Origin of the sequence: Lentilactobacillus hilgardii DSM 20176 = ATCC 8290 (genome assembly GCF_000159315.1) — a bacterium.
GTDB lineage: Bacteria > Bacillota > Bacilli > Lactobacillales > Lactobacillaceae > Lentilactobacillus > Lentilactobacillus hilgardii.
In genome coordinates, this window is record NZ_GG669996.1 from 22,908 (window position 1) to 48,617 (window position 25,710).

A 25,710-nucleotide genomic window follows, 5' to 3' on the forward strand; every position below is an offset into this window, starting at 1 on the left:
TTAAAAATAGATTGTCATCCTACGAAATCTTTGTTATAATTTTATTCGTTGATGCGGCCATGGCGGAATTGGCAGACGCGCAAGATTAAGGATCTTGTCGGGAATTATCCCGGTGGAAGTTCGAATCTTCTTGGCCGCATATCTAAGTTCGAGTCATTACTTTTAGTAGTGGTTCGGACTTTTTTCATGCAAAATTTTGTGAGAAAATTTCAAGATGGTTCATGTTAATCCGATCTTTCAGAAAGTAAGCGATAAAGTATTGTGAAGAAAAATGGGATTAGTTACTGAATATGATTGCCGATTTGACAGGATCGAGTTATGTTGGAAGTAGAAGAAGCAAAAGATAATGAGTCTTAAAGGAGATCTGAACAAAGATGAATGATTATATTTTTGATGTTGATGGCACATTAATTGATACAGAAAAAATGTACTTGTTGCCGCTTCACAAAACGTTACGGGCCAATGGCTATAACGTTAGTTATGATGATGTCAAAAAGGTATTTGGGATTACGGCTTCGGATGCACTTAAAATCTTAGGCGTTAAAGACGTTGAAGCTGTGCGAAAACAATGGTTTGATCAAATTAAAAATTATAAGGATGATGCTAAGGTATACGATGGCATTATCGATAGCTTGGCGAAACTTCATGCTGATAAAAATAATCGTCTTGCAATTGCAACTTCAAAAATAGAAGATGAGTTTCATCGCGATGTGACAAGATTTGGATTGGATGATTATTTTGACGCATTTGTCTTTTCAAATGAAATCAAACACGGCAAACCGGCTCCCGATTTAATTCTTAAGGGCATTGAAAAGTTAAACGCAGATCCTAAAGCAACCATTTATATTGGTGATACGATCTATGATCTGCAGGCAGCACATGCAGCTCACGTTGCTTTTGGACTTGCAGGCTGGCGAACCAAAAAAACCGCTGATTTTGCTAACAGTGATTATTATTTTGAAACACCGGCGGATTTGTTAACGATTGGAACTTTGGCTGAATGAGCTTTAATGGTAGCCGTGTTATATTTGATTTAACAATTGATGAAGGTTCAGTAGTGTTCAACTGTTTTTAAGTTGATTTGGAAGGGACAGTGAAATAAGTGATTTCAATTATCGTTGCCAGCCATGGCGAATTTGCAGAAGCACTAATTCATACTTCAGAAATGATTGCCGGCAAACAGCAGAATGTAGCCGCGGTAACATTGGTACCAAGTGATGGCATTGATGCGCTGGAAAGTAAATTTAAGGATGTTTTTAAAAAGTTGCCAAGAAATGATATATTGATTCTAACCGATTTATGGGGCGGCTCACCTTTTAATGCTGCCTCCAAGTTCGTGGCTGAAGATCCGGCACACAATGCTTTAATTGCCGGTGTGAATTTACCTTTATTATTGGAAGCTTATATGATCAAAGATCAGAGCTTATCAAAGGTAGTTGATCATTTAACCAACGTTGCTGCAAGTTCTATTAAACAGTTTGAATTGCCGGATCAAAGTGATGGAGAGGATGACTTGCTATGACAATGGATATTCGTTTAGCCAGAGTTGACAGCCGACTTCTGCATGGTCAGGTTGCAACTTTCTGGACGAGATATGTAAAGCCTAATCGGATTATGGTTGTTTCGGACACTGTTGCAAAAGACAATCTGAGGAAAACATTGATTACGCAGGTGGCACCGCCTGGTGTTCGGGCAAATGTTGTTTCCGTGAATAAAATGATTCGAGCCTATTTTGATGCTCGGTTTGATTCATTTAATACATTGCTTCTAACAGAAAATGTCAAAGACATGCTACGATTAGCTGAAGGTGGAGTAAATTTCAGTAAAATTGGTATCAACGTTGGTAGTATTGCTTACGAAGACGGGATGACAATGATTACCGATGCAGTTGCCATGAATGATGATATTGCAAAACAGATCCAGACACTGACAAATGACTTTCACTTGGAAGTAACGGCTCAAAAAATCCCCGCTGATAAAAAAATTAATTTAGTGAATTTAATCAAAAAAAAGAATTTTAAGGTCGATTAGAAGGTAAAATAATGGGAATCATTTCTGGGGTACTTGTCTTATTAGTAGCTTTTTTTGTGGGAATGGATGATATTTTGGATGAATGGCAACTTTTTCAACCAATGGTTGCCTGTACATTAGTCGGAGCGGCAACTGGGAACATAAGCGTGGGAATTTTTCTTGGCGCAACCTTGCAGATGATTACGATTGGCTGGATGAATGTTGGTGCTGCGGTAGCGCCTGATATAGGACTGCCTGCTGTCATTTCCGCTTTGCTGGTTTGTGGACCGGCAGCTATTAGTATTAAACACGGGATTGCTTTTACGATTCCATTTGCCGTTGTCGGACAACTATTAAATGTCTTCATTCGTAAGCGAATGGCAATGTTGATTCATCGAGCAGATCAAGCGGCCGAAGAGGGTAATTTGGCTTGGCTGGATCGAATTCATCTTTTGAGTTTGGGCCTTCAAGGACTAAGAGTTGTTGTACCAACATTTTTAGTCATGTTGATCAGTCCTCGTTATCTTCATTCTCTTACCAATCGAATTCCTAGTGTCATTACCAACGGAATTGACGTTTCGATAGGGATGATTGCAGCAGTTGGATTCGCTATTATTATGAATATGACTATTGATAAAAATCTTTGGTGGTGGTTATTGGCCGGCTTTTTATTAGCGGTTTTATCTGGTCTTAATATTTTTATTCTGACTATAGTCGGAATTATCTTAACGATTATTTATATTTGGTTTTCCAATCAACATCCCAATTCGTCCGAGGATAGCAGTGATATTGACGAGCAGGATAATTTTGATAAGGAATTAGATGATTTATAGAGGATTGGTAATTAACGATGGGTCAGGATTTTAATAATAAGCAAAATAAATTAAATAATCAGCCTAAACTTCAAACCAAAGACTTTATCAGTATTTTTTGGCGTTCAGGGTTCGAGCAGGCTTCGTGGAATTATGAACGCATGCAAAACCTTGGCTTTGCCTTTATCTTATCGCCGGCAATAAAACGGCTATATCCAGAAAAAAAAGATCGGGTTGCGGCAATGAAACGCCACCTGCTCTTTTTCAATACGTCACCTATTATGCAATCGCTGGTTACTGGAGTTGTGTTGAACATGGAAGAGAAAAAGGCTGATGGTCAGCCAATCAGTGCAAATGAAATCACTTCTGTTAAAACGGCAATGATGGGTCCACTGGGTGGCATTGGAGATCCTGTATGGAATGGGACAATTCGACCTGTTTTATCTGCATTAGCATCAAGTGTTGTGATGAGTGGCTTTGGTATTTGGGGACCTATTCTTTTTTTTGCAGCTTGGAATGTGTTGCGGCTAGGGTTCCGTTATAAGGCTCAACAGATAGGTTATCGTCACGGAACAGATATTATAGACCTATTTGGGTCAGGCATTTTAAAGACTGTTACAAGAGCTTCTGCGGTCTTTGGCATGTTTATGACAGGTATTTTTATTGCCAAGTGGGTAAAAGTTGATTTTGACTTAACAAGGATAGTGATATTTCGACATATTGAATGGATCAATTCTCTATTTTCAGCGATTGCTGCGTTATTGCTGACAATCAGTTGTATTTGGTTGATTCGTCACCGGATATCTCCAATTTGGGTGATTTTGCTTTTATTTCTTTTAGGCATTTTAGGATATGCCGGTGGCGTATTTGTGTGACCGGAATAAAAAGGCAGTTTAGACAACATCAATTAGATGTTATCCAAACTGCCTTTTTTGAATAAATTAGTAACCGTTATAAGCTGATGACTGACCAGTTGTGCTTGAGTAACCGCCCGTTGAGTATCCGGTAGTTGAATCGGTTTGGGACTGTTGTGCTTTAAGTTTACTTGATTCAGACAATCCGAGTGTTTTTCGAATATCATTAGAAACACGGAGTAATTCATTGTCCGGTACGACCTGATATGACAGCCCGTCAATCATTGCATTTTGACCTTGTAAGGTCTGGGATTTGATATGATGGGTTGCATCTCCGTACTTTGCTCTGACAGCAATCATATCATCAAAAGTCATATCAGTTTTTAGATTACCGTTTAGTGATGAAAGAATGGACTTATATCTCGGCAGGGAAGTAATTCCCAGTCCTTTCATGACCAAATGCTTGATAACCTGTCTTTGGCGAGCTTGACGGCCATAATCCCCCAACGGGTCATCATCTCTCATTCGTGAATAATCTAAGGCTTGGCGACCGTTTAAATGAGTCTTACGCCCCTTTACGACATGAGCATAGCCATAATTAAAGGTAAGGGGGGGCTTCGCATCGACACCGCCAACGGCATTGACCATTTTTTCCAAACCACCCATGTTAATAATGGCGTAGAAATCAATTGGAATGTCCAAGAGATTCTGAACAGTTTTGACCGCTGTTCCAGCACCACCAATTGTGTAGGCAGCGTTAATCTTTTCATATGGTTGGGTATCACCAGGGACAACAACCTTTGTATCCCGAGCAATACTGGTTAAATGAATCGTTTTCTTCTTGGCATTAACGGTGGCAACGATCATTGTATCAGTTCGCCCGGTATCATGACGTCCCAGCGCACCGGTATCGGTGCCAAGTAACAGAATTGAAAGTGGCTTTCCTTGTTTGATAACGGATGAAACATTTCGCTCTTTTTGAACGTTGGTAGAGTCATAGGTTTGCTTAAAAGTTTTTTTGGCGCTCTTATACGCATCATAACCCCAAAGTAGTCCTCCTCCAACAATCAGCAGCAGTACTGCAAAAATGCTCCAGCCGACAATCCGTCGCCTTCGTCGATTCTTTTTCTTATAATGTGGCTTTTTATCAGCCCTACGTGAATATACGGGTTCAAAATCCCGTTTCTTGTCTGATGGCATATTGACTCCTCATTTACAAAAAATTCTTACAAAAGTATATTGCACTTTACAGGTTGATTGCACAAATACTTCGTTATTTAAACATAATTTAACAATTCTTGTCTAGTTTGAAGCAAAAGTTAGTGATTACCAACTTTTGTTCTTAAGATAACGAACCATTCTTAAAACTGACAACTTCAATATTAACGCAAAATTGATCTTTTTTCTGCTGTATAAAATTACAGAAGAATGTGGATTCTAATTGTGCTATAATAATAACTCGTTACAGTTTTAAAAATTGAGGTGAGAAATTAATATGGGTGTTTTTGTTTCAGCAATTTCTGGGGTGCTGATCATTTTAATTATGATTGCATTGGGATTCATTTTAGCCAGAAATGACTGGTTTGATAGCAAGATGACGAGCATGATTGCTAGGCTTGTTACCCAGATAGCGTTGCCTGCTTACATGGTATCGACCATAATGGAAAAGTTTACAGCCAAGAAGCTTTTAACAACACTTCCTGACATTTTATTTCCCTTTGTTTCAATGTTTTTACTATACATAGTGTCGATAGTAATCGTCAAATTATTTAAGATCCCGAAGATTCATTCTGGGTTGTTCCAGTCAATGTTTTCTAACTCCAATACAGTTTTTGTTGGGCTTCCAGTGAACATGGCATTGTTTCATAGTCCCAGTCTACCGTTTGTTTTGGTCTATTACATGGTTAACACAACTTTCTTTTGGACGTTAGGTGTATATTTGATTCAAAAGGACGGTGTAGGCAGCGAGGCTGCTGTTAATTGGAAAAAAACGTTAAAAAAGGTTTTTTCTCCACCACTTCTGGGGTTTGTGGTAGGCGTTATTTTGGTACTATTACATGCCAAGCTACCAAACTTTATTATGCAGGATTTAAATTACGTTGGTGGCCTAACAATTCCGTTATCAATGATTTTTATTGGGATTTCAATTAATAGCGTTGATTTGAGTAATATTCATTTTGATCGAAGCAATTTTTTGATTTTATTTGGCCGGTTTTTGCTTGCACCTGCAGTGATGTCACTTTTGGTTATTCCAACGGGGATGCCAACTCTTATGAAACAGGTCTTCATTATGCAGTCCGCTATGCCGATCATGACCAATGCACCAGTTGTTTCCCGGTTGTATCATGCTGATTCGGAATATGCATCAATTATGGTTGCAGAGACCACTTTACTTAGTTTGATTGTTATTCCGATTTTGATGGTTTTGGTTCAAAAAATATAGGGAGGCAAAAATGAGAAAATCATTATTGTGTGTGTTGATTTCAACTTTAATGTTTAGTTCTATGGAAATTGTGCTAAAAGCGGTTAGCAATCAATTTAGTCCCATTCAATTAAATTTGATTCGTTTCTTTATTGGCGGATTAGTATTGTTGCCGTTGGCGAATCATCATCTTAAGCGGGCAGGTCAAAAATTAATGCTTTCGGATTGGCTGGTTTTTGCCTTGACGGGTTTTCTTTGTATTATTGTCAGCATGACACTTTATCAGTTAGCAATTGTTTACGGTAAACCTGCTACAATAGCTGTTTTGTTTAGTTGCAATCCCGTGTTTGCCTTGATTTTTGCCTTTCTGATTCTTCATGAAAAGTTGAATCGGGCATCGATGATTTCGCTGGTTATTTCCGTTATCGGTCTATTGATTATCGTTAATCCAGCTAATTTGACAAATCCGGTGGGCACCGTTCTTGGCATTTTATCAGCTTTAACGTTCGGTCTCTACAGTATTATTTCTCGATGGGGATCGATTCTTGAGGGCTTTGACGGTATCACAATGACAGCTTATACATTCATAGCCGGGGCTGCAGAGTTGTTTGTTTTAGTTTTACTGACACATGTTCGTTTTATTTCGAATGCTATGAATTCAATCAGTTGGATGAAACAATTTGCGAATATTCCAGTTTTAACAAATGTTAATTTAGCACATTTCGGGGTTCTCTTTTTCATTGGAGTATGTGTAACCGGTGGGGGATTTGCTTTTTATTTCTTAGCGATGGAGCTTGATGGTGTTTCGATTGCCTCTTTGGTGTTTTTTATCAAACCGGCTTTAGCACCTATCCTTGCGATGATAACCATTCATGAAAAAATGACAACACCAATGTTGGTTGGAATTGTTGTTATTTTGATAGGGTCCGTTGTAACATTTATTGGTAACCGTGTTTCTGATAAGGAACTTAAAAATTCGGGAGCAGTTCCCGAACCATTGATTGAAAATGATAAAGCCGTTAAGAATGATAAAGTACAATCCGATTCATCTTTTAAAAGAGTTGAGAAAATTTGATCATTTTTTCACTATCATCTGGTGTTTAACTTTGAGGATATGTTAGACTAACATTATTAACTGTTTTCATTGTTTTTCAGTACTCTTGAATATTTTGCAAAAGAAGATGAAATTGTGCCAACTTTGGTAATTATGCGCCATGGCGAAAGTCAGGCAAACCGCGATAATATTTTTACAGGTTGGTCTGATGTTGCCCTGACGGAAAAGGGGATTTCTCAGGCACATCAGGCTGGAAAAATTATTTCTAAATCGGACATTCAGTTCAATGATGTCCACACGTCATTTTTAAAGCGAGCCATCATTACAACAAACATTGTCTTAAATGAAATTAACCAGAACTTTATTCCTGAACATAAGTCTTGGCGTCTGAACGAGCGTCATTATGGCGGATTACGTGGAAAAAACAAATTGGCTGTCAAAGCAAAGGTCGGTGCCAAACAACTAAAAGTTTGGCGGAGGAGCTTTTCGGTTGTACCACCTTTGCTGAAAAATCGGGATGAAGATCCCAGGTATGATCGATATGGTGTTAAAATCCCACTTGGTGAAAGTCTCCAGATGGCACAGGAACGGTTGATCCCATATTGGGTTGATCAAGTTGCGCCACGCCTTCTTGACGGAAAGAATCAATTAATTGTGGCTCACGGGAGCACATTAAGGGCATTAATTAAATACTTGGAGGATATTTCTGACGAAGAAATTCCGAATGTAGAAGTACCAAACGGTAAGCCAATTCGTTATGATTTTGATGACCACTTAAATATCGTTCATAAGCAGTTCATGACTGATAAATAAGCGAAAAGACTTTTATAATATGGAACAATGGTTAAAATGAAACAATTTTAGTATTGCGGAAATTAATCACGTAATCTATGGATACATCATAAAGTAATGATGTGATAAAACGGATTAAACAAAAATACGACAAACCGAGAAGAAACATCTTGGTTTGTCGTATTTATTAATATAGATAATTAATTAAGCCAAAGCACCCATTGGATCCCATGGATTTAAAACGGTTGGTTCCTGCTTTTGCGCAGTAAGCTGGTCCGTGGTTAAGTAGGCTTTGTTAATGACAAATTGGTAAACAAATTGGTCCATCCACTCATCGCTCATGACGAAGTAGCCTTTAGTACCAACCTTTTCACCCCAGCTATTTTCAACTTTCCATTTAGTTGGTTTACCGTCAACAAGATCTACACCGGTGATAACCATTGCATGAGTCATTAAACTCTCACCGTAGTCTAGTCGTTCTGCTTTTGATAGTGATAAATCGGCATCGAAAAGTTCATCTGGAACGTAAAGACTAGTGTCCATGATGCCCTTCTTGGTGTTGGAACTTTGGCCAACATCACTACCAAACCAAACTGATTCGCCATTTTGAAGCTGTTTAATGGCAAGTTTCTTCAGTTCTGACATTTCAAGATTTAAATGTTTAACTTGGCGACCATTTACAACATTACCCAACATTTCGATGGTATAAGTTTTATTAAAAGGCTTATCAGCGGTCGGTGAATTGATTAAAGACACGTAATCTTCCAAGTTAAGGTTAATGTATTTCTTAAAGAAATCCTGAGGTGTAATGTCTTTATCGATATGATAGTTATTATCTTTGTCCCGATACTCAAAGTTAAATGAAGTGGTTGGTTCACCCAGTGCATAAACCAGCATTCGATAAATTTCATTTAACATGGTTTCCTTTGTTTCAGCAATTTTGGCGTCGGAAGCTTTATCGGCAACCAGTTCACGTAAGGCAACAGCATCATGACGAAGTTTCAAATTAAGGAACTTGTTAATCTGAGCTGATTTTTCACTATTAAAAGTTTCTGGCATTGCATATTTAGGAACAATGCCGTATTTTTCAATAAGTGCGCAAAGCATGTCCCATTGACCGCCATCCTGTTGAGGGGTGGTCATTAACCAGGAAACTTTTCTAGAATCAAGAGGCTGATCGGCTGTCTTAAGAACATTTTCTAAAAAGTAATTAGACTTTTCAAACTTATCCCAAAAGTTGGTGTAATTTTGAGAAAGTTCGAAACCGTCTGATACTTTAAAGGTGTTCATTAAGCGAATTCGCATGGTATTGAGTGCGGCAAACATCCAACAACGTCCGCTTTGCTTTTGATCGGCAACATTTCCAGTTGAGAGATCAATTGAAAATACCGGGTGCATTTTACTTTCTGCAGTGAAATCTTCACTGCTTGCTAAAATGCCTTGATGTGAAACGGCTCGTTCAACAACTTTTGAATCCTTTCGGTTATCAAGATTCTGTTGAAACTTGTTGATTTGGTTTAATTTAATTTCTGATGTCAACAAAAATCACTCTCCTTAATAATTTAATAGTTTACTCTCATCGACTAAAAAGAGCTAGTGAAGAGGTGATGTTGGGATGAATGTACATCCATTAAAAATATTAATTGCGTTTTGCTTTATCTGTACCTAAACAAAAAAGTGAGACAAGTGGCGATTAACTTTGAGAGCGTAATAGTCGTGATGAAATTAAAAGGGACTGGACAAAATGACTTTTGTCTCGGTCCCTTACAAATAAAAGTTGTATTTAGATATTACCTAGCTTGAAGTACCTTTGGCCCATCGTCTTCTCCAACAATGACAGTGTTCACAATGTTCAAGAAAAGACCATGTTCCACAATTCCGGTCATTTGGTCAAGTGTAAGTGCCAATTCCTTGGGATTATCGATTTTGTGAAGATGTAGGTCAATAAGATAATTGTTGGAATCGGTCGTGACATAATTATTATTTTTCATTCGAAAAACCGGATTAAATCCTTGTTTTTCCAAGCGCTTAAATAATTGTTGACTGCCGTACGGGATGACTTCAAGTGGTAATGGAAAAGAACCGAGTTGGTCAACCATTTTGCTTTTATCAACGATCCACATATTTTTTGTAGAATTAATTGCAACAATTTTCTCCCAAAGATGAGCGGCACCGCCGCCTTTAATACCTTGAAAATTTTTATCAATTTGATCGGCGCCGTCAATCGTTAAGTCGATGTGATCCACTTCATCGAGCCCTTTTGTTGGAATGCCAAGGCCGGCAGCTTGTTCTTTAGTTCTCTGGGAAGTTGGGACACCAACGATTGATAGTTGTTCGTCAGCGACTCGTTTACCGAGTGCGTCAACCATGAATTTAACAGTAGAACCTGTTCCCAGGCCAACAATCATCCCATCTTCAATAAACTTAACTGCTTCTTGGCCAACTAGTTGTTTAAGTTCATCTTGTTTTGTCATCACAAATTTCCTTTCATCTTTTTACTGCTTAAAGGTTTTACTAACACATATTTTGGCTTTTTTTTGTTAATTTGTCAATCTATCGTTTTAGCGCTAAATATAGTTTATGCTGTAACAAGCAAATTTTGTAAAAGGAGTTTTTTTTATTATGAAACGTGGATTCGAAATTGTGTCAAAGTACAAGGACCAAAAACTAACAGTTCCTTACCGAACGACTGTGAATGCGGCGGGTTATGATTTTGAAAGTGCTGTTGATATGACAATCCCGTCTATTTGGAAGTTAAATTTTTTAAAGATTTTGTGGGCCATTAAGCATGGAAAAGAAGCATCCCCTGAAAAAATTGATCATGCAAAGAAAATTTTAAAACCATTTTTGATTCCAACCGGGATTAAAGCGTATATGCAACCTGATGAAGTTTTAATTATTGCCAATCGTTCGAGTAATCCGTTGAAAAGAGGATTAGCAGTTCCGAATGGGATTGGTGTTATTGATGCTGATTATTACAATAATAGTGGTAACGAAGGTGAAATTTTTGTTCAAATCATTAATTTTGGAATAACCGACATTAAAATTTCTAAGGGTGAAAGAATTGCTCAGGGAATCTTTATGCCATATCTTTTAGCCGATCAGGATGATCATTCGAAGCAGAAAACCCGTCATGGTGGTTTCGGTTCTTCGGGTCGTTAATTCGCTTTGTAAAGTATAAGAAGCGTTTAAACCCGGTGTTTGTTTAGTAAATGAATGGTATTAAGTGATAAAATTAATTGATAACTTAGGTAAAGAGGAGAATTCGATTGGCGAAAGTTAAAACCCAATTTGTATGTCAAAACTGCGGTTATATTTCACCGCGATATCTTGGACGGTGTCCTAACTGTAACGAATGGAATACTTTGGTTGAAGAAACGATTGCGCCAAAGTCCAATTCAACCCGAACTGCCGGACTAAGAAGGACGGGTGTCGATGAGGTTAAGCCCGAACCACTCAGTAGTGTCACATTTCAAAGTGAGCCCCGTTTTAAGACTGGCATGGAAGAACTCAATCGGGTGCTTGGCGGTGGTGTTGTTCCCGGATCATTAATCTTAATTGGCGGGGATCCTGGAATCGGCAAATCAACGTTGATGCTTCAAGTGTCAGGCCAATTGAGCAGATCGGGTAAAATTTTATATGTTTCCGGTGAGGAAAGTGCCAGCCAGATAAAAATGCGTGCAGATCGATTAGATGTTGACAGTAAACAGCTGTACGTCTTTCCTGAGACCGATATGAATGTCATTAAAAGTACAATCAGCGATATGAAACCGGATGCCGTTGTCATTGATTCTGTTCAAACGATGCAGATTCCTGAGTTGCAGTCGGCAACTGGTTCGGTTGCCCAAATTCGGGAAGTAACAGCTGATCTTATGAATATTGCAAAGGGTCAAGGAATTACGGTTTTTGTTGTCGGTCATGTAACCAAGGGTGGCGCCATTGCCGGTCCTAAAATCTTGGAGCATATGGTTGACACGGTTCTTTATTTCGAAGGAGATCTCCATCACTCATATAGAATTTTGAGAACGGTTAAAAATCGGTTTGGGTCTACAAATGAGCTGGGCGTTTTTGAAATGATGACGGATGGCCTTCACGAAGTGACAAACCCTTCCGAAATCTTTTTGGAAGAGCGTCTTAAAGATGCCACCGGATCTGCAATCGTGGTGTCTATGGAGGGTACCCGTCCTATACTGGTTGAAATTCAAGCCCTGGTGACAGCTTCTGTTTTTGGAAATGCGACTAGGACTGCTACTGGATTAGATCGGAACCGGGTGTCATTAATTATGGCGGTTCTTGAAAAACGTGCCGGTCTTCTTTTGCAAAATCAGGATGCCTATTTGAAAGCAGCTGGCGGTGTAAAACTGGATGAACCCGCCATCGATCTTGCGATTGCTGTTAGTATTGCTTCATCATATAAAAATCGTGGTACAAGTCCAACCGAATGTTACGTTGGGGAATTGGGACTAACTGGAGAGGTTCGCCGAGTTACTCGGATTGAGCAACGTGTTTCCGAAGCCCAAAAGTTAGGCTTTAAACGGGTTTTAGTTCCTGCAAATAACTTGCAGGGATGGACACCGCCAAAAGGAATTGACGTTGTTGGTGTATCAACCTTATCGCAGGCGCTTAAGCTGGCATTGGGTTAAAATAATAAATGTAAAGAGGGTGAGATGTTGAAAAGAAAGAGAATAGTCCGAATTGTTTTGACACTTGCAGGAGCGGCAATCGGTGCGAGTTACTTCCCGCTCCTATGGCTTATTTTTCAAATTGCGTATGGAACACTTTTCAATAATGTTATTACCAATGCAATTTTAGGTGCAATTATTTTTTATATTATTTCGTTACTTACTGGAAATTATGTTCTAAAGGCCATTGATCGTGTTGAATCCCGGTTGACAAGCCAGAGTCCAATCTCGCTGCTTTTTGGTACTTTAGGGCTGATTGTTGGGTTAGTACTTGCTGTGTTAATTTCAATTGTTTTTTTCAAGGCAGATACGTTTTTCCTAAATACCATGATCCCAATTATTTTAATGTTGGTACTTGGTTATTTCGGCTTCAGACTTGGGAACACACAAAGTGATCGATGGCGTAAGGTATTTCAATTCCGACGTAAGACTGAGACACCCAGGACACCGGGTGAAAAAATCATTGACAAGCCCGTTGACGATAATTACAGTCATTATAAAATTTTGGATACCAACATCCTGATCGATGGACGAATTTATGACGTGATTAAGACGGGGTTTGTTGAAGGGACATTACTAGTTCCTAAATTTGTATTGTACGAGTTACAATACATTGCTGATTCCAGTGACAGCGTTAAGCGTGTTCGGGGACGCAGAGGCCTAGATATTCTGAATAAACTTCAGAAGGAAAAAATGATTCCAATTGAAATTTATGAAAAAGATTATGAAGATATTGATGAGGTTGATACGAAATTAATTCAACTTGCCAAAGACGTTAATGGGGTTATCATTACAAATGATTATAATCTGAACAAAGTCATTCAATTTCAACATGTAAAAGTATTAAACATTAATGCCTTGGCAACAGCCTTAAGACAAAAGATTTTGCCGGGGCAACAGCTTAATGTCATGGTTGTTAAAAACGGGACAGAACGGCAACAGGGTGTTGCCTATTTGGACGACGGTACGATGGTGGTTGTTGAAGATGGTCGATACTTCTTTAACCAGCATATCGATGTTGTTGTTACAAGTGCTATTCAAACCGATGCTGGGAAAATGATTTTTGCACGACCGGAGCATTCAACAAAAAATATTACCGATAAGATCGATGATAATGATAAGAATGCAAGAAAGAATTCCAAGCAGCAAAATGGTAAGAAAAACGCAGCAAAGAAATAATTGATTGTTTAGTGTAAAAAACAGATGGACAAAGATCAATGCCTTGGTACCATCTCTTTTTTTGCTATAATGAAAGATAAGTTTAGTGTAATTATTTAAACTGCATGCCTTAGCCACTTTATTTTTTCGACACTTCATTGTAAACTTAAAATGCTGACAAAATTTTGAAATAAACTTAAGAAAGAGGCGCTTATACATTGGCAAACAATGCAATTCGAGTTCGCTATGCTCCAAGCCCAACTGGTCATCTGCATATTGGGAACGCACGAACGGCCATTTTTAATTATTTATTTGCCCGCCACAACAAGGGTAAGTTTATTATTCGAATCGAAGATACTGATACTAAGCGAAATGTCGCTGATGGTGAAAAAAGCCAACTTGAAAACCTCAAGTGGTTAGGCCTGGATTGGGATGAAGGTCCTGATGTTGGTGGTGATTTTGGTCCTTATCGTCAATCCGAACGAAATGATATTTACAAGCCACTGCTTCAACAACTTTTGGATGAAGGCAAGGCTTATGAATCATACCGAACAGAAGAGCAATTGACAGCCGACCGTGAGGCTCAAAAAGCTCGTGGTGAAATGCCTCATTATGAGTACGAATATGAAGGAATGACTGATGAGCAAAAGCAACAAGCTATTGCAGATGCAAAGGCAAAGGGCCTTAAACCGGTTATTCGCTTCAGAGTACCTAAGGATCATGACTATGCATGGGATGATATCGTAAAGGGAAACGTTTCCTTTAATTCCGATACAATTGGCGGTGATTTTGTCATCGCAAAGCGTGATGGTACACCGACCTATAATTTTGCGGTTGTTGTAGATGATCATATGATGAGAATCAGTCACGTTTTTCGAGGCGATGACCATGTTGCCAATACACCAAAACAGTTAATGATTTATGAAGCGTTCGGATGGAAAGCACCTATGTTTGGCCATATGAGTTTAATTATCAGTGCCGATACTGGTAAAAAGCTCAGCAAACGTGATGAGTCTGTTCTACAATTTATCGAGCAATATCGTAATTTAGGCTATTTACCAGATGCGATGTTCAATTTTATTTTGCTTTTGGGATGGTCGCCGGTTGGTGAAGATGAAATCTTTAATAAAAAACAATTCATCAAAATGTATGATGAAAAGCGTTTGAGTAAGTCACCGGCTAAATTTGATTCCAAGAAGCTTGAGTGGATTAACAATCAGTACGTTAAGGAAGCCGACGACAGCACAATTATGGACTTGGCACTTCGTCAATTGATTAAGGGCGGCAATATTCCTGAAAATCCGGATACCAAGACGATTGAATGGGCACGTCAATTAATTAGCTTATATAAGCGTGAGATGAGTTATATGGCACAAATTAATGACATGGCATCCGTATTTTTCCAAGAACCTGAGGAAGTTAGTGGCGACGCATTGGATGAAATTTCAAATGACACGGCACCAGTTGTTTTGAAGGAATTTTTGGATAGAATTCAAAAACTCAATCCGTTTGATTCTGTTGAAGTCTTCCATACAATTAAGGCTATTCAGAAGGATACCGGTATTAAGGGGCGTAAGCTTTGGATGCCGATTAGAATTGCCGTTACGCATGAAATGCACGGACCGGAACTACCGGAATCAGTTGAACTGGTCGGAAGAGATAAAGCCATTCAGCACATTAAACAAACGTTGAATCAGATTAATAAATAATAATTTATAAAAAATATTTTTAAATTAATTGGTCTCGTTGAAAATTCGACGAGACCTTTTATTATAGTTATTAGGCAATAGTGAAAAAATTATTGAAAACTATGCTATCATTTCTTATATAACCAATGTACAAAGAAAGGACTTAGACATGTTGCAGATTTTTAATACGCTCACTCGTAAAAAAGAAAAATTTGAACCCGTTACCCCAGGCGTTGTTAACATGTATGTCTGTGGCCCAACTGTCTACAACTATATTCATATTGGGAATGCCAGAAGCGCAATTGCGTTTGATACCATTAGAAGATACCTTGAGTATCGCGGATACAAGGTCAATTACGTTTCCAACTTTACCGATGTTGATGACAAGATGATCAATGCTGCCAGAGAAAATCATACGACCGTTGGCGCAATCGCTGAAAAATATATTAATGCTTTTATGCAGGATACAGCCGCACTTAACATTTCCAAAGATGTGACTCATCCAAGGGCAACTCAAAATATTCCCGAGATCATTGCTTTTGTGAAGAATTTGGAAGATCAGGGATATGCTTATAATGTTGATGGTAACGTTTATTTCCGTGCTCGCAAATTTCCAACATATGGGGAGCTTCCTCATATTAACGTTGATCAATTGGAAGTTGGTGCCAGCCAACATGTTGAAAAGGGCGAATTTGAACAAAAGGAAGATCCAATTGACTTTGCACTATGGAAAAAGTCAAAAGGTGACGAGATTTCCTGGGATTCTCCTTGGGGAAAGGGACGTCCAGGGTGGCACATTGAATGCTCGGTTATGTCAATGAAGTACCTTGGTAAAACCCTTGATATTCACGGTGGTGGTGAAGATTTGATTTTTCCCCATCATGAGAATGAACGTGCTCAAAGTGAAGCCGAAACTCATCAAACCTTTGTAAAGTATTGGATGCATAATGGGTTCGTGACGATTGGTGAAGACAATGAAAAGATGAGCAAATCTTTAGGGAACTTCATTACGGTGCACGATTTATTGAAGAAAATCGATGGTCAAGTGATCCGGTTGCTAATGTCAACAACTCACTATCGTCGTCCTATTCAATATAGTGATGCGAGTGTTCAAGAGGCTAAAAGTAATCTGAAGAAGCTCCAAACAGCCTTTAACAATTCGACCTATCGTTTGCATAACGCCGAAGCGGGGAGTGATCCTAAGACTGAGCAGGAAGTTCGTCAGATTGTTGCTGATTTTATCGATGCCATGGACGATGATTTTAACGTTCAGAATGGGATTGCTGCTGTTTATGAATTGGCTAAGTTTTCAAATATGTACAGTGAACGCAATGTTGTTTTTCAAAACAGCCTGCAGTTTATTATCAATACCTTGAAACAATTAGCAGCCATTTTTGGTATTAAATTAGAGCAAAGCGAACTTAAAGATGATGAAATTTGGGCGTTAATCCATGAACGGCAACAGGCGAGAGCCAATAAAGATTTCATTCGCAGTGACGAAATTCGTGAAGAATTAAAAGCACGGGGGATTGTGCTTGAGGATACCCCTCAAGGAACCCGTTTTAGAAAGGAATAAATGGTTTTATGGCAGACAATTTTTCACAGCTTAATGGCATTGCATTGGCCTATATGGGGGATGCAGCGTATGAAGTCTTTATTCGTCGTCATTTAATTGAGGATGGCATTGCAAAGCCTACCAAGCTTCAGCATGCTGCGACCAACTATGTTTCAGCTAAAGCCCAAGCGGCATTAATTGATTTAATGACAAAAGATAAACTGTTAACGGATGATGAATGGGATTATTTTAAACGTGGTAGAAATGCGAAGAGTCACACTCATGCTAAGAACACTGACGTGATTACTTACCGAATTTCCACAGGCTTCGAGGCAGTTTTCGGCTATCTCTGTTTAAGTGATCAGAATGATCGAATGAAACAAATTGCAACTTGGTGTATCAAACAGGTAGAAAGCGGGAACTTAAAATATGAAGCATGATCAAGAAAATGAAGAATTTGTTATGGGCAGACACCCTGTTGTTGCGGCATTAAAGAGCGATAGCCCAGTTAATAAGGTATTTATCCAAACCGGTATTAAAAAAGATGAAAATATTATTTCTGAAATTTTGAAATTGGCACGGAAAAAGCGACTTGTTATTTCAGAAGTACCTAAGCAAAAATTGGATCGACTTTCTGCCAGCCAAAATCATCAAGGGGTCGTTTTATCAGTAGCAGCATTTGAATATGCAACAGTCGATGATTTATTTGCTAATGCCAAGAAGCAAGGAATCAAACCTTTTTTTGTTATCTTAGATAATATTGAAGATCCGCATAATCTGGGTTCTATTATTCGAACGGCAGATGCTGCCGGTGTTTCAGGAATTATTATTCCCAAACATCGTGCAGTTGGTTTAACAGCTGTTGTGGCAAAAACCTCTGCAGGCGCCATTGAGCGGGTGCCAGTGGCTCGGGTAACCAATTTGGCTGCAACAATTAAGGAACTCAAGGGCCGGGGTATGTGGGTCTTTGGAACAGATATTGAGGGTACCGATTATCGTCGCTGGGATGCGAGGGGGTCGGTTGCTATTATTATTGGCAACGAGGGTAAGGGAATTTCACCATTAATAAAAAAGCAGGTTGATGAAATGCTGACCATTCCGATGGTTGGTGATATTCAAAGCTTAAATGCCAGCGTGGCCGCGAGTGTTCTAATCTATCAGGGCTTCAATTCCCGCCATCCTTTGACTATTAAATAAAGTTGGTGGAAAGTAATGAAAGAGGACCTTTTAATTGTTGATGCGTATAATATGATTGGTAATTGGCCGCATTTAAATAAATTAAAGCAGGCTGACAGACTAGCCGATGCACGTGATCAATTGTTGGCAGAATTATCTGAATATAAAAAGTATCGTGACATCAATATGATCGTGGTTTTTGATGCAATGTATGTTCCTGGAAATTCAAAGAGTTTCCGAAAATTCGATATGGAAATTGTTTGGACCAGTAAGGACCAAACTGCCGATAGTTACATTGAGGCATTGTCTCGAAAAAAACAGAATCGTTTTACACAAGTTATTGTTGCGACAAGTGATCAGGCGGAGCAGTGGACAATTTTTGCGGCTGGCGCGCTTCGAATTCCTGCAAGGGAGCTTTTACGTGACGTTCAGCGGGCAAAGCAGGAAGTTGATATGGAAGCCCGAAAAATGACTGACAAATCTCATGCGCTTCGACAAACACCTTGGAATCCCAAGCAATTGATGGCATTAGAAAAACTTCGTGATAATCTTACTGATAAAGATAATAAATAATAATATTAACGATTTAATATTATTTAATTGGTATAGTTTATAAAAAAATATATGAACTTTTGTTCGCTTGAGGCTGCTTAAATCCTTCTGTAGTGTAATTTGCGTTAATTAATACAGAAGAAGGAGAACAATATTGTGGTTAGTGAAAAAGAGTTTAATATGATTAGATTAGTTGCCAAGGGTGATGAACAAGCATTTTCGAGGCTTTTTCATAAGTATTATCCGATTGTTAGAAAACTTAGACGGCTTTGTTTTATTGAAGGAATGGATGCCGATGACTTAGATCAGGAAGCCAGTTTGGTTTTGATAAGAACCGCGCAACGATACAAATGGGAGCGTAGTGTTAGCTTCGGTACTTTTTATAGTCATAATTTAAGAAATCGGATATATGATTTGATTAGAAAATACAAAGCTAAAAAAAGAGCACCACAACAACCAGTGCAGAGATTGGATGAAAACCCGGATTTTTATTCGACGACCCTTAGTGATCCTTCAGCAATCAATCCAGAACGGTTAACATTATTAAAAGAACGGCTAGCTCAGTTGTATATCAAATGTTCGCCACTTGAAAAAGATGTACTCTATGTCATTCTTAATTTGGATATTGAAAAACGAATTGATGCGCGAACATTTATTAATGCATTCGAGAGGTGTAAATATAAATATATATCACTGGATAAATTGACTGAATTGATTTAGAATGCTAGAATTACTATGCTTGTTAGGAGGTGCCGCAATGGCACAAAAGAAAGTTGCTCTGGCATGTTCTGTTTGTGGATCGAGAAATTATACGATCCCCGCAAACCCTAATCGAACAAAGAGGTTAGAGCTCAATAAGTTTTGCAAGTACTGTGGTAAATACACATTACACAAAGAAACTCGTTAGACAAACTATGTAAGGGGATACGAATTTGAGACTTTGGAACTTTTGTAAAAATGTCGTTAAAGAAATGAAAGTTGTTACTTGGCCTAATGTTAAGCAAACCAGAACCGATACAACGACTGTTATCGGGACATCAATTATTATGGCTATCTTTTTAGGCCTCGTTGATTTGATTGTTCAGTGGGGACTTTCATTTCTTGCATAGCCATTTTGGCGAAATTTTGATATAGTTATGTTGTTAAAACCTGCGGAATGTGTCAGGTTTTTTTGTTTGAATTTCTTTATTTGGATTAATCGAAAAGAGGAGCTAAAAAAATGGTGGAGTCAGCAGAGAAAAAATGGTATGTATTGCATACTTATTCCGGATACGAAAATAAGGTTAAAATGAACTTGGATAGTCGTAAGCAATCAATGGGGATGGCAGATTTGATTTTTCGGATTGTTGTTCCCGAAACCGAAGAACATGAAGTAGATAAAAAGGGAAAAGATAAGGTTAAGATGGATAAAACTTTTCCCGGTTACGTGTTGGTTGAAATGATTATGACCGATCAAGCGTGGTATGTGGTACGTAACACACCTGGTGTAACAGGATTTGTTGGCTCTCACGGACAAGGTAGTAAGCCAACACCACTTCTTCCCGATGAGGTTGATTTGGTATTGAAACGAATTGGCATGAGTTCACGACATGAGGATCTTGATGTAAATGTTGGCGACAGTGTCAAAATTGTTGATGGTGCCTTTACCGGTTTGAAAGGAAAAGTTACTGAAATCGACAATGAAAAGATGCGATTAAAAGTTAATATTGAAATGTTTGGTCGAGAAACCAGTACTGAGTTGGAATTTAACCAGGTTGATACAGAAATATAGAAATTAACTAACAATTTTAACCTGATTAATGACTAAAAGATGGTGATGGCGTTGATGAATCCACGTTTATTGATTATTATATTTGTAATCCTTTTTGGCTTAATTTTATTTTTGATAATTTGGAGTATCCATATAGGACGTCCATTTAACAACCGAAAGGAAAGCCAGCCCTTTTTTGACAACGTGCCGACTTTGTTTATTCCCGGATACTTCGGGAATCGTTTTTCGTTCGGCTTTTTACTCAAAAGGCTTGTAAGAAGATATGATGCAAATAAATCGATGGTTATTATTGTTAAAAGAAATGGATGTCTCAGACTGTATGGCAATATTAAAAATCAAAGGTGTGTCATCCAGGTTTTATTTGAAAATAAGACATCCCGACCTAAGCAACAAGCAGCGTGGCTTAACGATATTTGCCAGATGCTTGAAACTGATTATCAAATTCACCATCTTAACTTGGTCGGACACTCAATGGGGTGCATTACAATCTTTTGGTATTTAACCCACCAGCATCGAAAAGCAGCTATTATGATTGACAGAGTTGTTGCGATTGCAGGACCGTTTAATGACTCTGAAATCGCGCGAAACACACCGATTGTTGACTCTGTTCCGTTAACCGCAACTGGCCCGATTCACAGAAGACCGATTTTTTCGGCTTTGTCTGCTAATATTTCAACGTTACCTACAACTATTAAAGTTTTAAATATCGCCGGCAGGATTAGTGATCGGCAAAAGGATGACGGTCAGGTTTCTGTTAACAGTGCTTTCTCTCTGCGCTTTTTATTAAAACGGCCGTTGGGATATTATCGTGAATTAATTATCAGGGGACGTCGTGCAAGCCATCGGTTGTTACACGAAAATCAAATTGTTGATGAAAGTATTGTAAATTTTTTGTGGAAGTAATAATTCGTATTGTTTCCGTTATGTGTTTGTGGTATATTGTATTGGTATGTTTGCTTAGGTGAATGTACTGACGTGGGAGGAGAAATTTTGATCTCCAATTACCACACACGGACTTAAGGAGGTATGTCTCGTGGCTAAAAAAGTAGCTAACATCGTTAAATTGCAAATTCCTGCGGGCAAAGCAACACCTGCCCCTCCAGTTGGTCCTGCTTTAGGTCAAGCAGGTATCAACATTATGGGCTTCACAAAGGAATTTAATGCTCGTACTGCTGATCAAGCAGGAATGATTATTCCTGTTGTTATTACTGTGTATGAAGATCGTTCATTTGACTTCATCACAAAGACTCCACCTGCTGCTGTGTTACTCAAGAAAGCTGCTGGTGTTCAAAAGGGTTCCGGTGAACCAAACACTAACAAGGTTGCTAAGGTTACAAAAGACCAAGTTAAGCAAATTGCCGAAACAAAGATGAAAGACTTAAACGCAGCTGACGTTGAAGCAGCAATGCGAATGGTTGAAGGTACTGCACGTAGTATGGGCTTTACTGTTGAAGACTAATTTCAACAAAAAACTTATGACGAAGTAGACTAATATCGTTTAAAGCGTTGTTTGAACGTTGCGTGGGAGGTTAATCCGTTAGAACCACAAACAAGGAGGAAAACACATGGCTCGTAAAAGAGGTAAACAATATAAAGCAGCTCTTGAACAAGTAGATCCCGCTAAGGTATATCCGGTTCAAGATGCCGTTGAACTTGTAAAGAAAATTGATTATGCAAAATTCGACGCAACTGTTGAAATTGTATTTAAATTAAACGTTGATACTAAGCAAGCTGACCAACAATTGCGTGGTGCGGTTGTTCTACCTAATGGTACTGGTAAGGAACAAACTGTGATCGTATTTGCAAAGGGTGACAAGGCTAAAGATGCCGAAGCAGCCGGTGCGGATTTTGTTGGTGAAGCCGACTTAGTTGAAAAAATTCAGGGAGGCTGGCTTGACTTTGATGTTGCCATTGCAACACCTGATATGATGGCTCAAGTTGGTCGTTTAGGTCGAGTTCTTGGACCTAAAGGATTAATGCCAAACCCTAAGACTGGTACTGTAACAATGGATGTTGCAAAAGCAGTCCAAGAATCAAAAGCCGGTAAAGTAACTTATCGGACTGACCGTGACGGTAACGTTGCTGTGCCAGTTGGTAAGGTATCATTCGATAGTGAAAAACTGATCGGCAATTTGAAGACAATTGAAGACGTCATCGTAAAGGCTCGTCCAGCTTCTGTACGTGGTATTTACGTTAAAAATGTTTCAATTTCTTCAACCTTTGGCCCTGGTGTCAAAGTTGATCTTGAATCATTTGAATAATGATTTTCGATTTAAATTAAATCCCGGATTGACGTGCAGTCACATTATGTGATATGCTGTTAAATGCTGATATATGCCTAAGACTCAGGTGGCAATTGCCTTAATATCCTGCCGAGGAAACGAATCTTTTTCCTATGTCTAGGTTGGCATAGGGATTTTTTATTAAATCCCATAAAAATTTTTGGGAGGTGAAACTCGTGAGTGAACAAACTGTTGCGGTTAAAGCAAAGAAGGTTGAAGAGGCTACTGAAAGTATCAAGGCTGCTTCATCAATTGTTGTTGTTGACTATCGTGGTTTAACTGTTGCTGAAGTGACGGATTTGCGTAAGCAATTGCGTGACGAAGGCGTAAAGATGCAAGTTATCAAGAACAAGGTTTTAGTACGTGCTGCTGAAAAGGCTGGTTTGGATGATTTGAAAGATACATTTGCTGGTCCTACAGCTGTTGTATTTTCATCAGAAGATCCAGTTGCAGGTCCTAAGATCGTTCATAACTTTGCTAAGATTAACGATGCTCTTGAACTCAAGGGTGGCGTTATTGATGGTAAAGTTGCAACTCTTGACGAAATCAATGCTTATGCTGCATTGCCAAGTCGTGAAGAATTGTTGTCAACTCTTTCTAATATTCTTCAAGCACCTGTACGAAACTTTGCATATGGTGTTAAAGCTATTGCTGACAAGAAACAGGAAGATGGCGACGGAGACGCTGCTTAATAATTAAAAATAATTCCAATTAAACTGGAGGAAAATATAATGGCTTTCGATAAAGACAATATTATTGATCAATTAAAAGATGCTTCAATTAGCGACCTTAACGACTTAGTTAAGTCAATTGAAGATGAATTTGGTGTTTCTGCAGCTGCTCCTGTAGCCGCTGCTGGTGCTGCTGGTGGGGAAGCTGCCACAAAGGATTCATACGATGTCGAATTAACTGAATCTGGTGACCAAAAGGTTAAAGCAATTAAGGCTGTCCGTGAAATCACTGGTCTTGGTTTGAAGGATGCTAAGGGTCTTGTTGACAAGGTACCTTCAACTATCAAGGAAGGCGTTTCAGAAGACGAAGCTAACAAGATCAAGGAAACTCTTGAGGCTGTTGGTGGCGTTGTAACTCTTAAGTAAGAGAGTTATAAGTAGTTCAAATCAGATCGCTCTGTATCGGTAATAAATACCGATATGGAGCGATTTTTTTGTATATTAAATTTGATTGAGCATGAATTAGAATGAAAACTTTATGGTACATCTGTGGAACATGACCAAATTTAGGAGATCATGTTCCATAAAATTGCTTGGAATGCATCCATATCAGTCAGTTGACGCATCCTTTTTAAAGAGGACATCTTGCATGCCGTTGATCACTTTTAAGCTGCCTTGTTGAGTAGGACGAGTATATGAATCAGTCATATCAAGTGAGGAGTGACCGAGCCAGTGCATCACGTCGGTTGGTGAAAGATTTAGTGAACGGGCCATAGTTGCAAAATAATGTCGGAGCAAGTGAGGATAAATATGAATGTGGCATGAGCTTTCGACCTTCTTGAATAGGCGGTTAGGATATTGGATGTAAACCGGCATACCAGATTGTTCGTTTAAAAATAAGAAGCCGTCTTCTTTTAAAATATGTCCGGTTCGTTGACAAATATTTTTGGAATACTGAATTGAAAATTTTAACATGTCTGCCATTTCACCAGTTACATAATTTTGCCGATAGCTTGATTCATTTTTTAAAGGACCACCAAGTGTTTCTAATCGGTTATCGGTTACGACCTAAGTTATAAGTAATCTCACAAATTTCTTGATTATTTTGTTTAAGGAATTTGAATGAATTGTATCGTAAACCGATTACCTCTTCCCGTCTAGCACCCATTGCACACAGATAAATTAAAGTTAGTTGATACTTGTTAAGTACTTTACGAGCAGTATCAATAAAGGTTTGGTATTGTTCAGGCTCTAGCTTTGCAGTCTTCTTTGCCGATGCTCCTTCGATAATAATAGATTTCAATCGATTCTTATCAATAACATCATTTAGCAAGGCACGATTCATGAGTAGCTGAACAATTGAATTTATGGATTTGATTGTGGTATACGCATATTTCTTTTTAACTAAATTATCAATGAAATTTTGATAGTTGGATCGAGTGATTTCCGACATTTTCATATTTCCAAAAATTGGTTCAATTTGATTTTTCCAATAAGTGTCTTTCTGATCGACAGTTTCAGGGCGCCATTTACCGATTTCGATCGATCTTTTTCTAGTCTGGGCATAGTACTGACCTAACGTTATTTTACGTTTAGCAAGCACGTCTTGATTGCCAACGTCCAGATCTGTTTGTGCTCTTCGCAGAATTACCTCTGCGTCTTGCCAGTTATTAAATCCGCTCTTGGTGAATTCCTTCCTCTTGTGTTCACTATCATAGTAGGACCAACGAACCCGATAACGTTTCCCGTTTTCCGTCTCATACTCGTAAATGTAGGGGTGTCGCTTCAGCTTCTTATAAACTCGCTTAGGTTTTGTCATATTTTCATTTCCTCTCAAATGTGTAATTTAGTCTATCTTTTTCACAAAACTACGTACGTATGTTCTTTTGTTGTCCTAAATAAAAGCCCATATTGATGAGCTAATGAAAAAATCTTAGGATCAGGCTAATAATGCCAATGGCAACAAGGACTCTAATTTATATATATATTAATGAATTTTATGGCGTGTTTACAAATGCTCTCTTCCTATTGAGCTAAGGGGCCGGCTTTTCATAAACTGAACAATTAAATCATTTAGCGCGTCTACCATTGAAGTATGGTGTTAGATAATTTAATGGGGCAAGTTTAGGGTTGAGCGGCTTAAATTTTCCTGACCATTTTGCTTTAACTGGAGTATCAGCATTTTGCTTTAAGCATGTATACTGAACGCCATTTTTATGTTTAATATTAAA

At 38.5% G+C, this 25,710-nt stretch carries 30 protein-coding genes, 1 tRNA gene and 1 other annotated feature; of the genes, 26 read left to right on the forward strand and 5 right to left on the reverse strand.

Going from position 1 to position 25,710, the window contains the following annotated elements:
* The first annotated feature begins 53 nt into the window (after positions 1-53).
* The 6 genes from HMPREF0519_RS10720 (at position 54) to HMPREF0519_RS10745 (ending at position 3,697) form a co-directional block, all read left to right on the forward strand.
* Positions 54-139, forward strand: a tRNA-Leu gene (locus HMPREF0519_RS10720).
* Positions 140-374: 235 nt separating this feature from the next.
* A complete protein-coding gene (locus HMPREF0519_RS10725; RefSeq protein WP_003561097.1) occupies positions 375-1,004 on the forward strand; it encodes an HAD family hydrolase in 630 nt (209 codons plus the stop codon).
* Positions 1,005-1,102: 98 nt separating this feature from the next.
* Positions 1,103-1,522: a PTS sugar transporter subunit IIA gene (locus HMPREF0519_RS10730; protein WP_003636145.1), complete on the forward strand. Its 420-nt coding sequence runs from the start codon at positions 1,103-1,105 to the stop codon at positions 1,520-1,522.
* Complete coding sequence (locus HMPREF0519_RS10735; RefSeq protein ID WP_003554733.1) at positions 1,519-2,031, forward strand: PTS sugar transporter subunit IIB; 513 nt, start codon at positions 1,519-1,521, stop codon at positions 2,029-2,031. Before HMPREF0519_RS10730 ends, HMPREF0519_RS10735 begins: the two co-directional genes overlap by 4 nt.
* Positions 2,032-2,042: 11 nt before the next feature.
* On the forward strand, positions 2,043-2,843 hold the full coding sequence (locus HMPREF0519_RS10740; protein WP_003561093.1) for a PTS sugar transporter subunit IIC: 801 nt from the start codon (positions 2,043-2,045) through the stop codon (positions 2,841-2,843).
* Positions 2,844-2,860: 17 nt separating this feature from the next.
* On the forward strand, positions 2,861-3,697 hold the full coding sequence (locus HMPREF0519_RS10745) for a PTS system mannose/fructose/sorbose family transporter subunit IID (protein ID WP_003636147.1): 837 nt from the start codon (positions 2,861-2,863) through the stop codon (positions 3,695-3,697).
* 66 nt (positions 3,698-3,763) lie between these two features.
* Here HMPREF0519_RS10745 and HMPREF0519_RS10750 read toward each other — a convergent pair whose 3' ends face one another.
* The gene (locus tag HMPREF0519_RS10750) at positions 3,764-4,876 is read right to left on the reverse strand and encodes an LCP family protein (RefSeq protein ID WP_003636149.1); all 1,113 of its coding nucleotides are present in this window, start codon (positions 4,874-4,876) and stop codon (positions 3,764-3,766) included.
* Between the two features lie 295 nt (positions 4,877-5,171).
* On the opposite strand from HMPREF0519_RS10750, the gene HMPREF0519_RS10755 reads away from it, so the two are divergent.
* From HMPREF0519_RS10755 to HMPREF0519_RS10765, 3 genes are all read left to right on the forward strand, one after another.
* On the forward strand, positions 5,172-6,119 hold the full coding sequence (locus tag HMPREF0519_RS10755; RefSeq protein ID WP_003554726.1) for an AEC family transporter: 948 nt from the start codon (positions 5,172-5,174) through the stop codon (positions 6,117-6,119).
* Positions 6,120-6,129: 10 nt separating this feature from the next.
* A complete protein-coding gene (locus HMPREF0519_RS10760) occupies positions 6,130-7,173 on the forward strand; it encodes a DMT family transporter (RefSeq protein ID WP_003561089.1) in 1,044 nt (347 codons plus the stop codon).
* A 114-nt stretch (positions 7,174-7,287) separates the two neighbouring features.
* On the forward strand, positions 7,288-7,965 hold the full coding sequence (locus HMPREF0519_RS10765) for a 2,3-bisphosphoglycerate-dependent phosphoglycerate mutase (protein ID WP_035462914.1): 678 nt from the start codon (positions 7,288-7,290) through the stop codon (positions 7,963-7,965).
* Between the two features lie 183 nt (positions 7,966-8,148).
* Here the strand turns inward: HMPREF0519_RS10765 and HMPREF0519_RS10770 are convergent, their stop codons facing one another.
* Entirely contained in the window at positions 8,149-9,483 is a 1,335-nt protein-coding gene (locus HMPREF0519_RS10770; protein WP_040472809.1) for a C1 family peptidase, read from the reverse strand.
* Between the two features lie 251 nt (positions 9,484-9,734).
* Positions 9,735-10,418, reverse strand: coding sequence for a ribose-5-phosphate isomerase RpiA (rpiA, locus tag HMPREF0519_RS10775; protein ID WP_003561082.1), 684 nt, complete (start codon positions 10,416-10,418; stop codon positions 9,735-9,737).
* 148 nt (positions 10,419-10,566) lie between these two features.
* On the opposite strand from rpiA, the gene HMPREF0519_RS10780 reads away from it, so the two are divergent.
* The 17 genes from HMPREF0519_RS10780 to rplL all read left to right on the forward strand — a co-directional run bounded on the left by HMPREF0519_RS10780 (position 10,567) and on the right by rplL (position 23,905).
* Positions 10,567-11,106 (forward strand): dCTP deaminase/dUTPase family protein, encoded by a 540-nt coding sequence (locus HMPREF0519_RS10780; RefSeq protein WP_003561080.1) that lies wholly within the window; start codon positions 10,567-10,569, stop codon positions 11,104-11,106.
* 107 nt (positions 11,107-11,213) lie between these two features.
* Positions 11,214-12,587, forward strand: a complete 1,374-nt coding sequence (radA, locus tag HMPREF0519_RS10785) for a DNA repair protein RadA (RefSeq protein WP_003554714.1) — start codon at positions 11,214-11,216, stop codon at positions 12,585-12,587.
* Between the two features lie 24 nt (positions 12,588-12,611).
* Positions 12,612-13,805 carry a PIN/TRAM domain-containing protein gene (locus HMPREF0519_RS10790; RefSeq protein WP_003636158.1) on the forward strand — a complete coding sequence of 398 codons (1,194 nt, stop codon included), beginning with the start codon at positions 12,612-12,614 and terminating at the stop codon, positions 13,803-13,805.
* Positions 13,806-14,002: 197 nt separating this feature from the next.
* Entirely contained in the window at positions 14,003-15,493 is a 1,491-nt protein-coding gene (gene gltX / locus HMPREF0519_RS10795) for a glutamate--tRNA ligase (RefSeq protein WP_003636159.1), read from the forward strand.
* 148 nt (positions 15,494-15,641) lie between these two features.
* A complete protein-coding gene (cysS, locus tag HMPREF0519_RS10800; protein ID WP_003561074.1) occupies positions 15,642-17,048 on the forward strand; it encodes a cysteine--tRNA ligase in 1,407 nt (468 codons plus the stop codon).
* 8 nt (positions 17,049-17,056) lie between these two features.
* Positions 17,057-17,467 (forward strand): Mini-ribonuclease 3, encoded by a 411-nt coding sequence (locus HMPREF0519_RS10805; protein ID WP_003636161.1) that lies wholly within the window; start codon positions 17,057-17,059, stop codon positions 17,465-17,467.
* Positions 17,457-18,224, forward strand: coding sequence for a 23S rRNA (guanosine(2251)-2'-O)-methyltransferase RlmB (gene rlmB, locus HMPREF0519_RS10810; protein ID WP_003636162.1), 768 nt, complete (start codon positions 17,457-17,459; stop codon positions 18,222-18,224). The genes HMPREF0519_RS10805 and rlmB overlap by 11 nt, the downstream gene beginning before the upstream one ends.
* Before the next feature lie 15 nt (positions 18,225-18,239).
* Positions 18,240-18,776: an NYN domain-containing protein gene (locus HMPREF0519_RS10815; RefSeq protein ID WP_003554700.1), complete on the forward strand. Its 537-nt coding sequence runs from the start codon at positions 18,240-18,242 to the stop codon at positions 18,774-18,776.
* Positions 18,777-18,911: 135 nt separating this feature from the next.
* Positions 18,912-19,475, forward strand: coding sequence for an RNA polymerase sigma factor (locus HMPREF0519_RS10820; protein WP_003561068.1), 564 nt, complete (start codon positions 18,912-18,914; stop codon positions 19,473-19,475).
* 37 nt (positions 19,476-19,512) lie between these two features.
* Positions 19,513-19,662, forward strand: coding sequence for a 50S ribosomal protein L33 (gene rpmG / locus HMPREF0519_RS10825; RefSeq protein ID WP_003561067.1), 150 nt, complete (start codon positions 19,513-19,515; stop codon positions 19,660-19,662).
* 25 nt (positions 19,663-19,687) lie between these two features.
* Positions 19,688-19,864, forward strand: coding sequence for a preprotein translocase subunit SecE (gene secE / locus HMPREF0519_RS10830; protein WP_003561065.1), 177 nt, complete (start codon positions 19,688-19,690; stop codon positions 19,862-19,864).
* Between the two features lie 110 nt (positions 19,865-19,974).
* Positions 19,975-20,526, forward strand: coding sequence for a transcription termination/antitermination protein NusG (gene nusG / locus HMPREF0519_RS10835; protein WP_003636165.1), 552 nt, complete (start codon positions 19,975-19,977; stop codon positions 20,524-20,526).
* Between the two features lie 54 nt (positions 20,527-20,580).
* The gene (locus tag HMPREF0519_RS10840; RefSeq protein ID WP_225429193.1) at positions 20,581-21,429 is read left to right on the forward strand and encodes an alpha/beta hydrolase; all 849 of its coding nucleotides are present in this window, start codon (positions 20,581-20,583) and stop codon (positions 21,427-21,429) included.
* A gap of 130 nt (positions 21,430-21,559) precedes the next feature.
* Positions 21,560-21,985: a 50S ribosomal protein L11 gene (gene rplK, locus HMPREF0519_RS10845; RefSeq protein ID WP_003554687.1), complete on the forward strand. Its 426-nt coding sequence runs from the start codon at positions 21,560-21,562 to the stop codon at positions 21,983-21,985.
* Between the two features lie 106 nt (positions 21,986-22,091).
* On the forward strand, positions 22,092-22,787 hold the full coding sequence (rplA, locus tag HMPREF0519_RS10850; protein WP_003561059.1) for a 50S ribosomal protein L1: 696 nt from the start codon (positions 22,092-22,094) through the stop codon (positions 22,785-22,787).
* A 58-nt stretch (positions 22,788-22,845) separates the two neighbouring features.
* Positions 22,846-22,957: a sequence feature (ribosomal protein L10 leader region), on the forward strand.
* A gap of 27 nt (positions 22,958-22,984) precedes the next feature.
* Positions 22,985-23,500 (forward strand): 50S ribosomal protein L10, encoded by a 516-nt coding sequence (gene rplJ, locus HMPREF0519_RS10855; protein ID WP_190870467.1) that lies wholly within the window; start codon positions 22,985-22,987, stop codon positions 23,498-23,500.
* Positions 23,501-23,539: 39 nt separating this feature from the next.
* Entirely contained in the window at positions 23,540-23,905 is a 366-nt protein-coding gene (rplL, locus tag HMPREF0519_RS10860; RefSeq protein ID WP_003554682.1) for a 50S ribosomal protein L7/L12, read from the forward strand.
* 183 nt (positions 23,906-24,088) lie between these two features.
* Here the strand turns inward: rplL and HMPREF0519_RS13100 are convergent, their stop codons facing one another.
* Both HMPREF0519_RS13100 and HMPREF0519_RS13105 read right to left on the reverse strand, forming a co-directional pair.
* Entirely contained in the window at positions 24,089-24,454 is a 366-nt protein-coding gene (locus tag HMPREF0519_RS13100; RefSeq protein WP_225428952.1) for a tyrosine-type recombinase/integrase, read from the reverse strand.
* A gap of 79 nt (positions 24,455-24,533) precedes the next feature.
* Positions 24,534-25,298 carry a tyrosine-type recombinase/integrase gene (locus HMPREF0519_RS13105; RefSeq protein ID WP_003636172.1) on the reverse strand — a complete coding sequence of 255 codons (765 nt, stop codon included), beginning with the start codon at positions 25,296-25,298 and terminating at the stop codon, positions 24,534-24,536.
* Positions 25,299-25,710: the final 412 nt, after the last annotated feature.

Coding starts and splice junctions, on each gene's coding strand:
- HMPREF0519_RS10745 (WP_003636147.1), top strand. CDS start 2,861: ATGGGTCAGGATTTTAATAATAAGCAAAATAAATTAAATAATCAGCCT.
- rlmB (WP_003636162.1), top strand. CDS start 17,457: ATGAAGCATGATCAAGAAAATGAAGAATTTGTTATGGGCAGACACCCT.
- HMPREF0519_RS10725 (WP_003561097.1), top strand. CDS start 375: ATGAATGATTATATTTTTGATGTTGATGGCACATTAATTGATACAGAA.
- nusG (WP_003636165.1), top strand. CDS start 19,975: ATGGTGGAGTCAGCAGAGAAAAAATGGTATGTATTGCATACTTATTCC.
- HMPREF0519_RS13105 (WP_003636172.1), bottom strand. CDS start 25,298: ATGACAAAACCTAAGCGAGTTTATAAGAAGCTGAAGCGACACCCCTAC.
- cysS (WP_003561074.1), top strand. CDS start 15,642: ATGTTGCAGATTTTTAATACGCTCACTCGTAAAAAAGAAAAATTTGAA.
- HMPREF0519_RS10760 (WP_003561089.1), top strand. CDS start 6,130: ATGAGAAAATCATTATTGTGTGTGTTGATTTCAACTTTAATGTTTAGT.
- HMPREF0519_RS10750 (WP_003636149.1), bottom strand. CDS start 4,876: ATGCCATCAGACAAGAAACGGGATTTTGAACCCGTATATTCACGTAGG.
- HMPREF0519_RS10805 (WP_003636161.1), top strand. CDS start 17,057: ATGGCAGACAATTTTTCACAGCTTAATGGCATTGCATTGGCCTATATG.
- HMPREF0519_RS10740 (WP_003561093.1), top strand. CDS start 2,043: ATGGGAATCATTTCTGGGGTACTTGTCTTATTAGTAGCTTTTTTTGTG.
- HMPREF0519_RS10735 (WP_003554733.1), top strand. CDS start 1,519: ATGACAATGGATATTCGTTTAGCCAGAGTTGACAGCCGACTTCTGCAT.
- HMPREF0519_RS10815 (WP_003554700.1), top strand. CDS start 18,240: ATGAAAGAGGACCTTTTAATTGTTGATGCGTATAATATGATTGGTAAT.
- HMPREF0519_RS10840 (WP_225429193.1), top strand. CDS start 20,581: ATGAATCCACGTTTATTGATTATTATATTTGTAATCCTTTTTGGCTTA.
- rplL (WP_003554682.1), top strand. CDS start 23,540: ATGGCTTTCGATAAAGACAATATTATTGATCAATTAAAAGATGCTTCA.
- HMPREF0519_RS13100 (WP_225428952.1), bottom strand. CDS start 24,454: ATGTTAAAATTTTCAATTCAGTATTCCAAAAATATTTGTCAACGAACC.
- rpiA (WP_003561082.1), bottom strand. CDS start 10,418: ATGACAAAACAAGATGAACTTAAACAACTAGTTGGCCAAGAAGCAGTT.
- rplA (WP_003561059.1), top strand. CDS start 22,092: ATGGCTCGTAAAAGAGGTAAACAATATAAAGCAGCTCTTGAACAAGTA.
- HMPREF0519_RS10790 (WP_003636158.1), top strand. CDS start 12,612: ATGTTGAAAAGAAAGAGAATAGTCCGAATTGTTTTGACACTTGCAGGA.
- rpmG (WP_003561067.1), top strand. CDS start 19,513: ATGGCACAAAAGAAAGTTGCTCTGGCATGTTCTGTTTGTGGATCGAGA.
- HMPREF0519_RS10780 (WP_003561080.1), top strand. CDS start 10,567: ATGAAACGTGGATTCGAAATTGTGTCAAAGTACAAGGACCAAAAACTA.
- HMPREF0519_RS10755 (WP_003554726.1), top strand. CDS start 5,172: ATGGGTGTTTTTGTTTCAGCAATTTCTGGGGTGCTGATCATTTTAATT.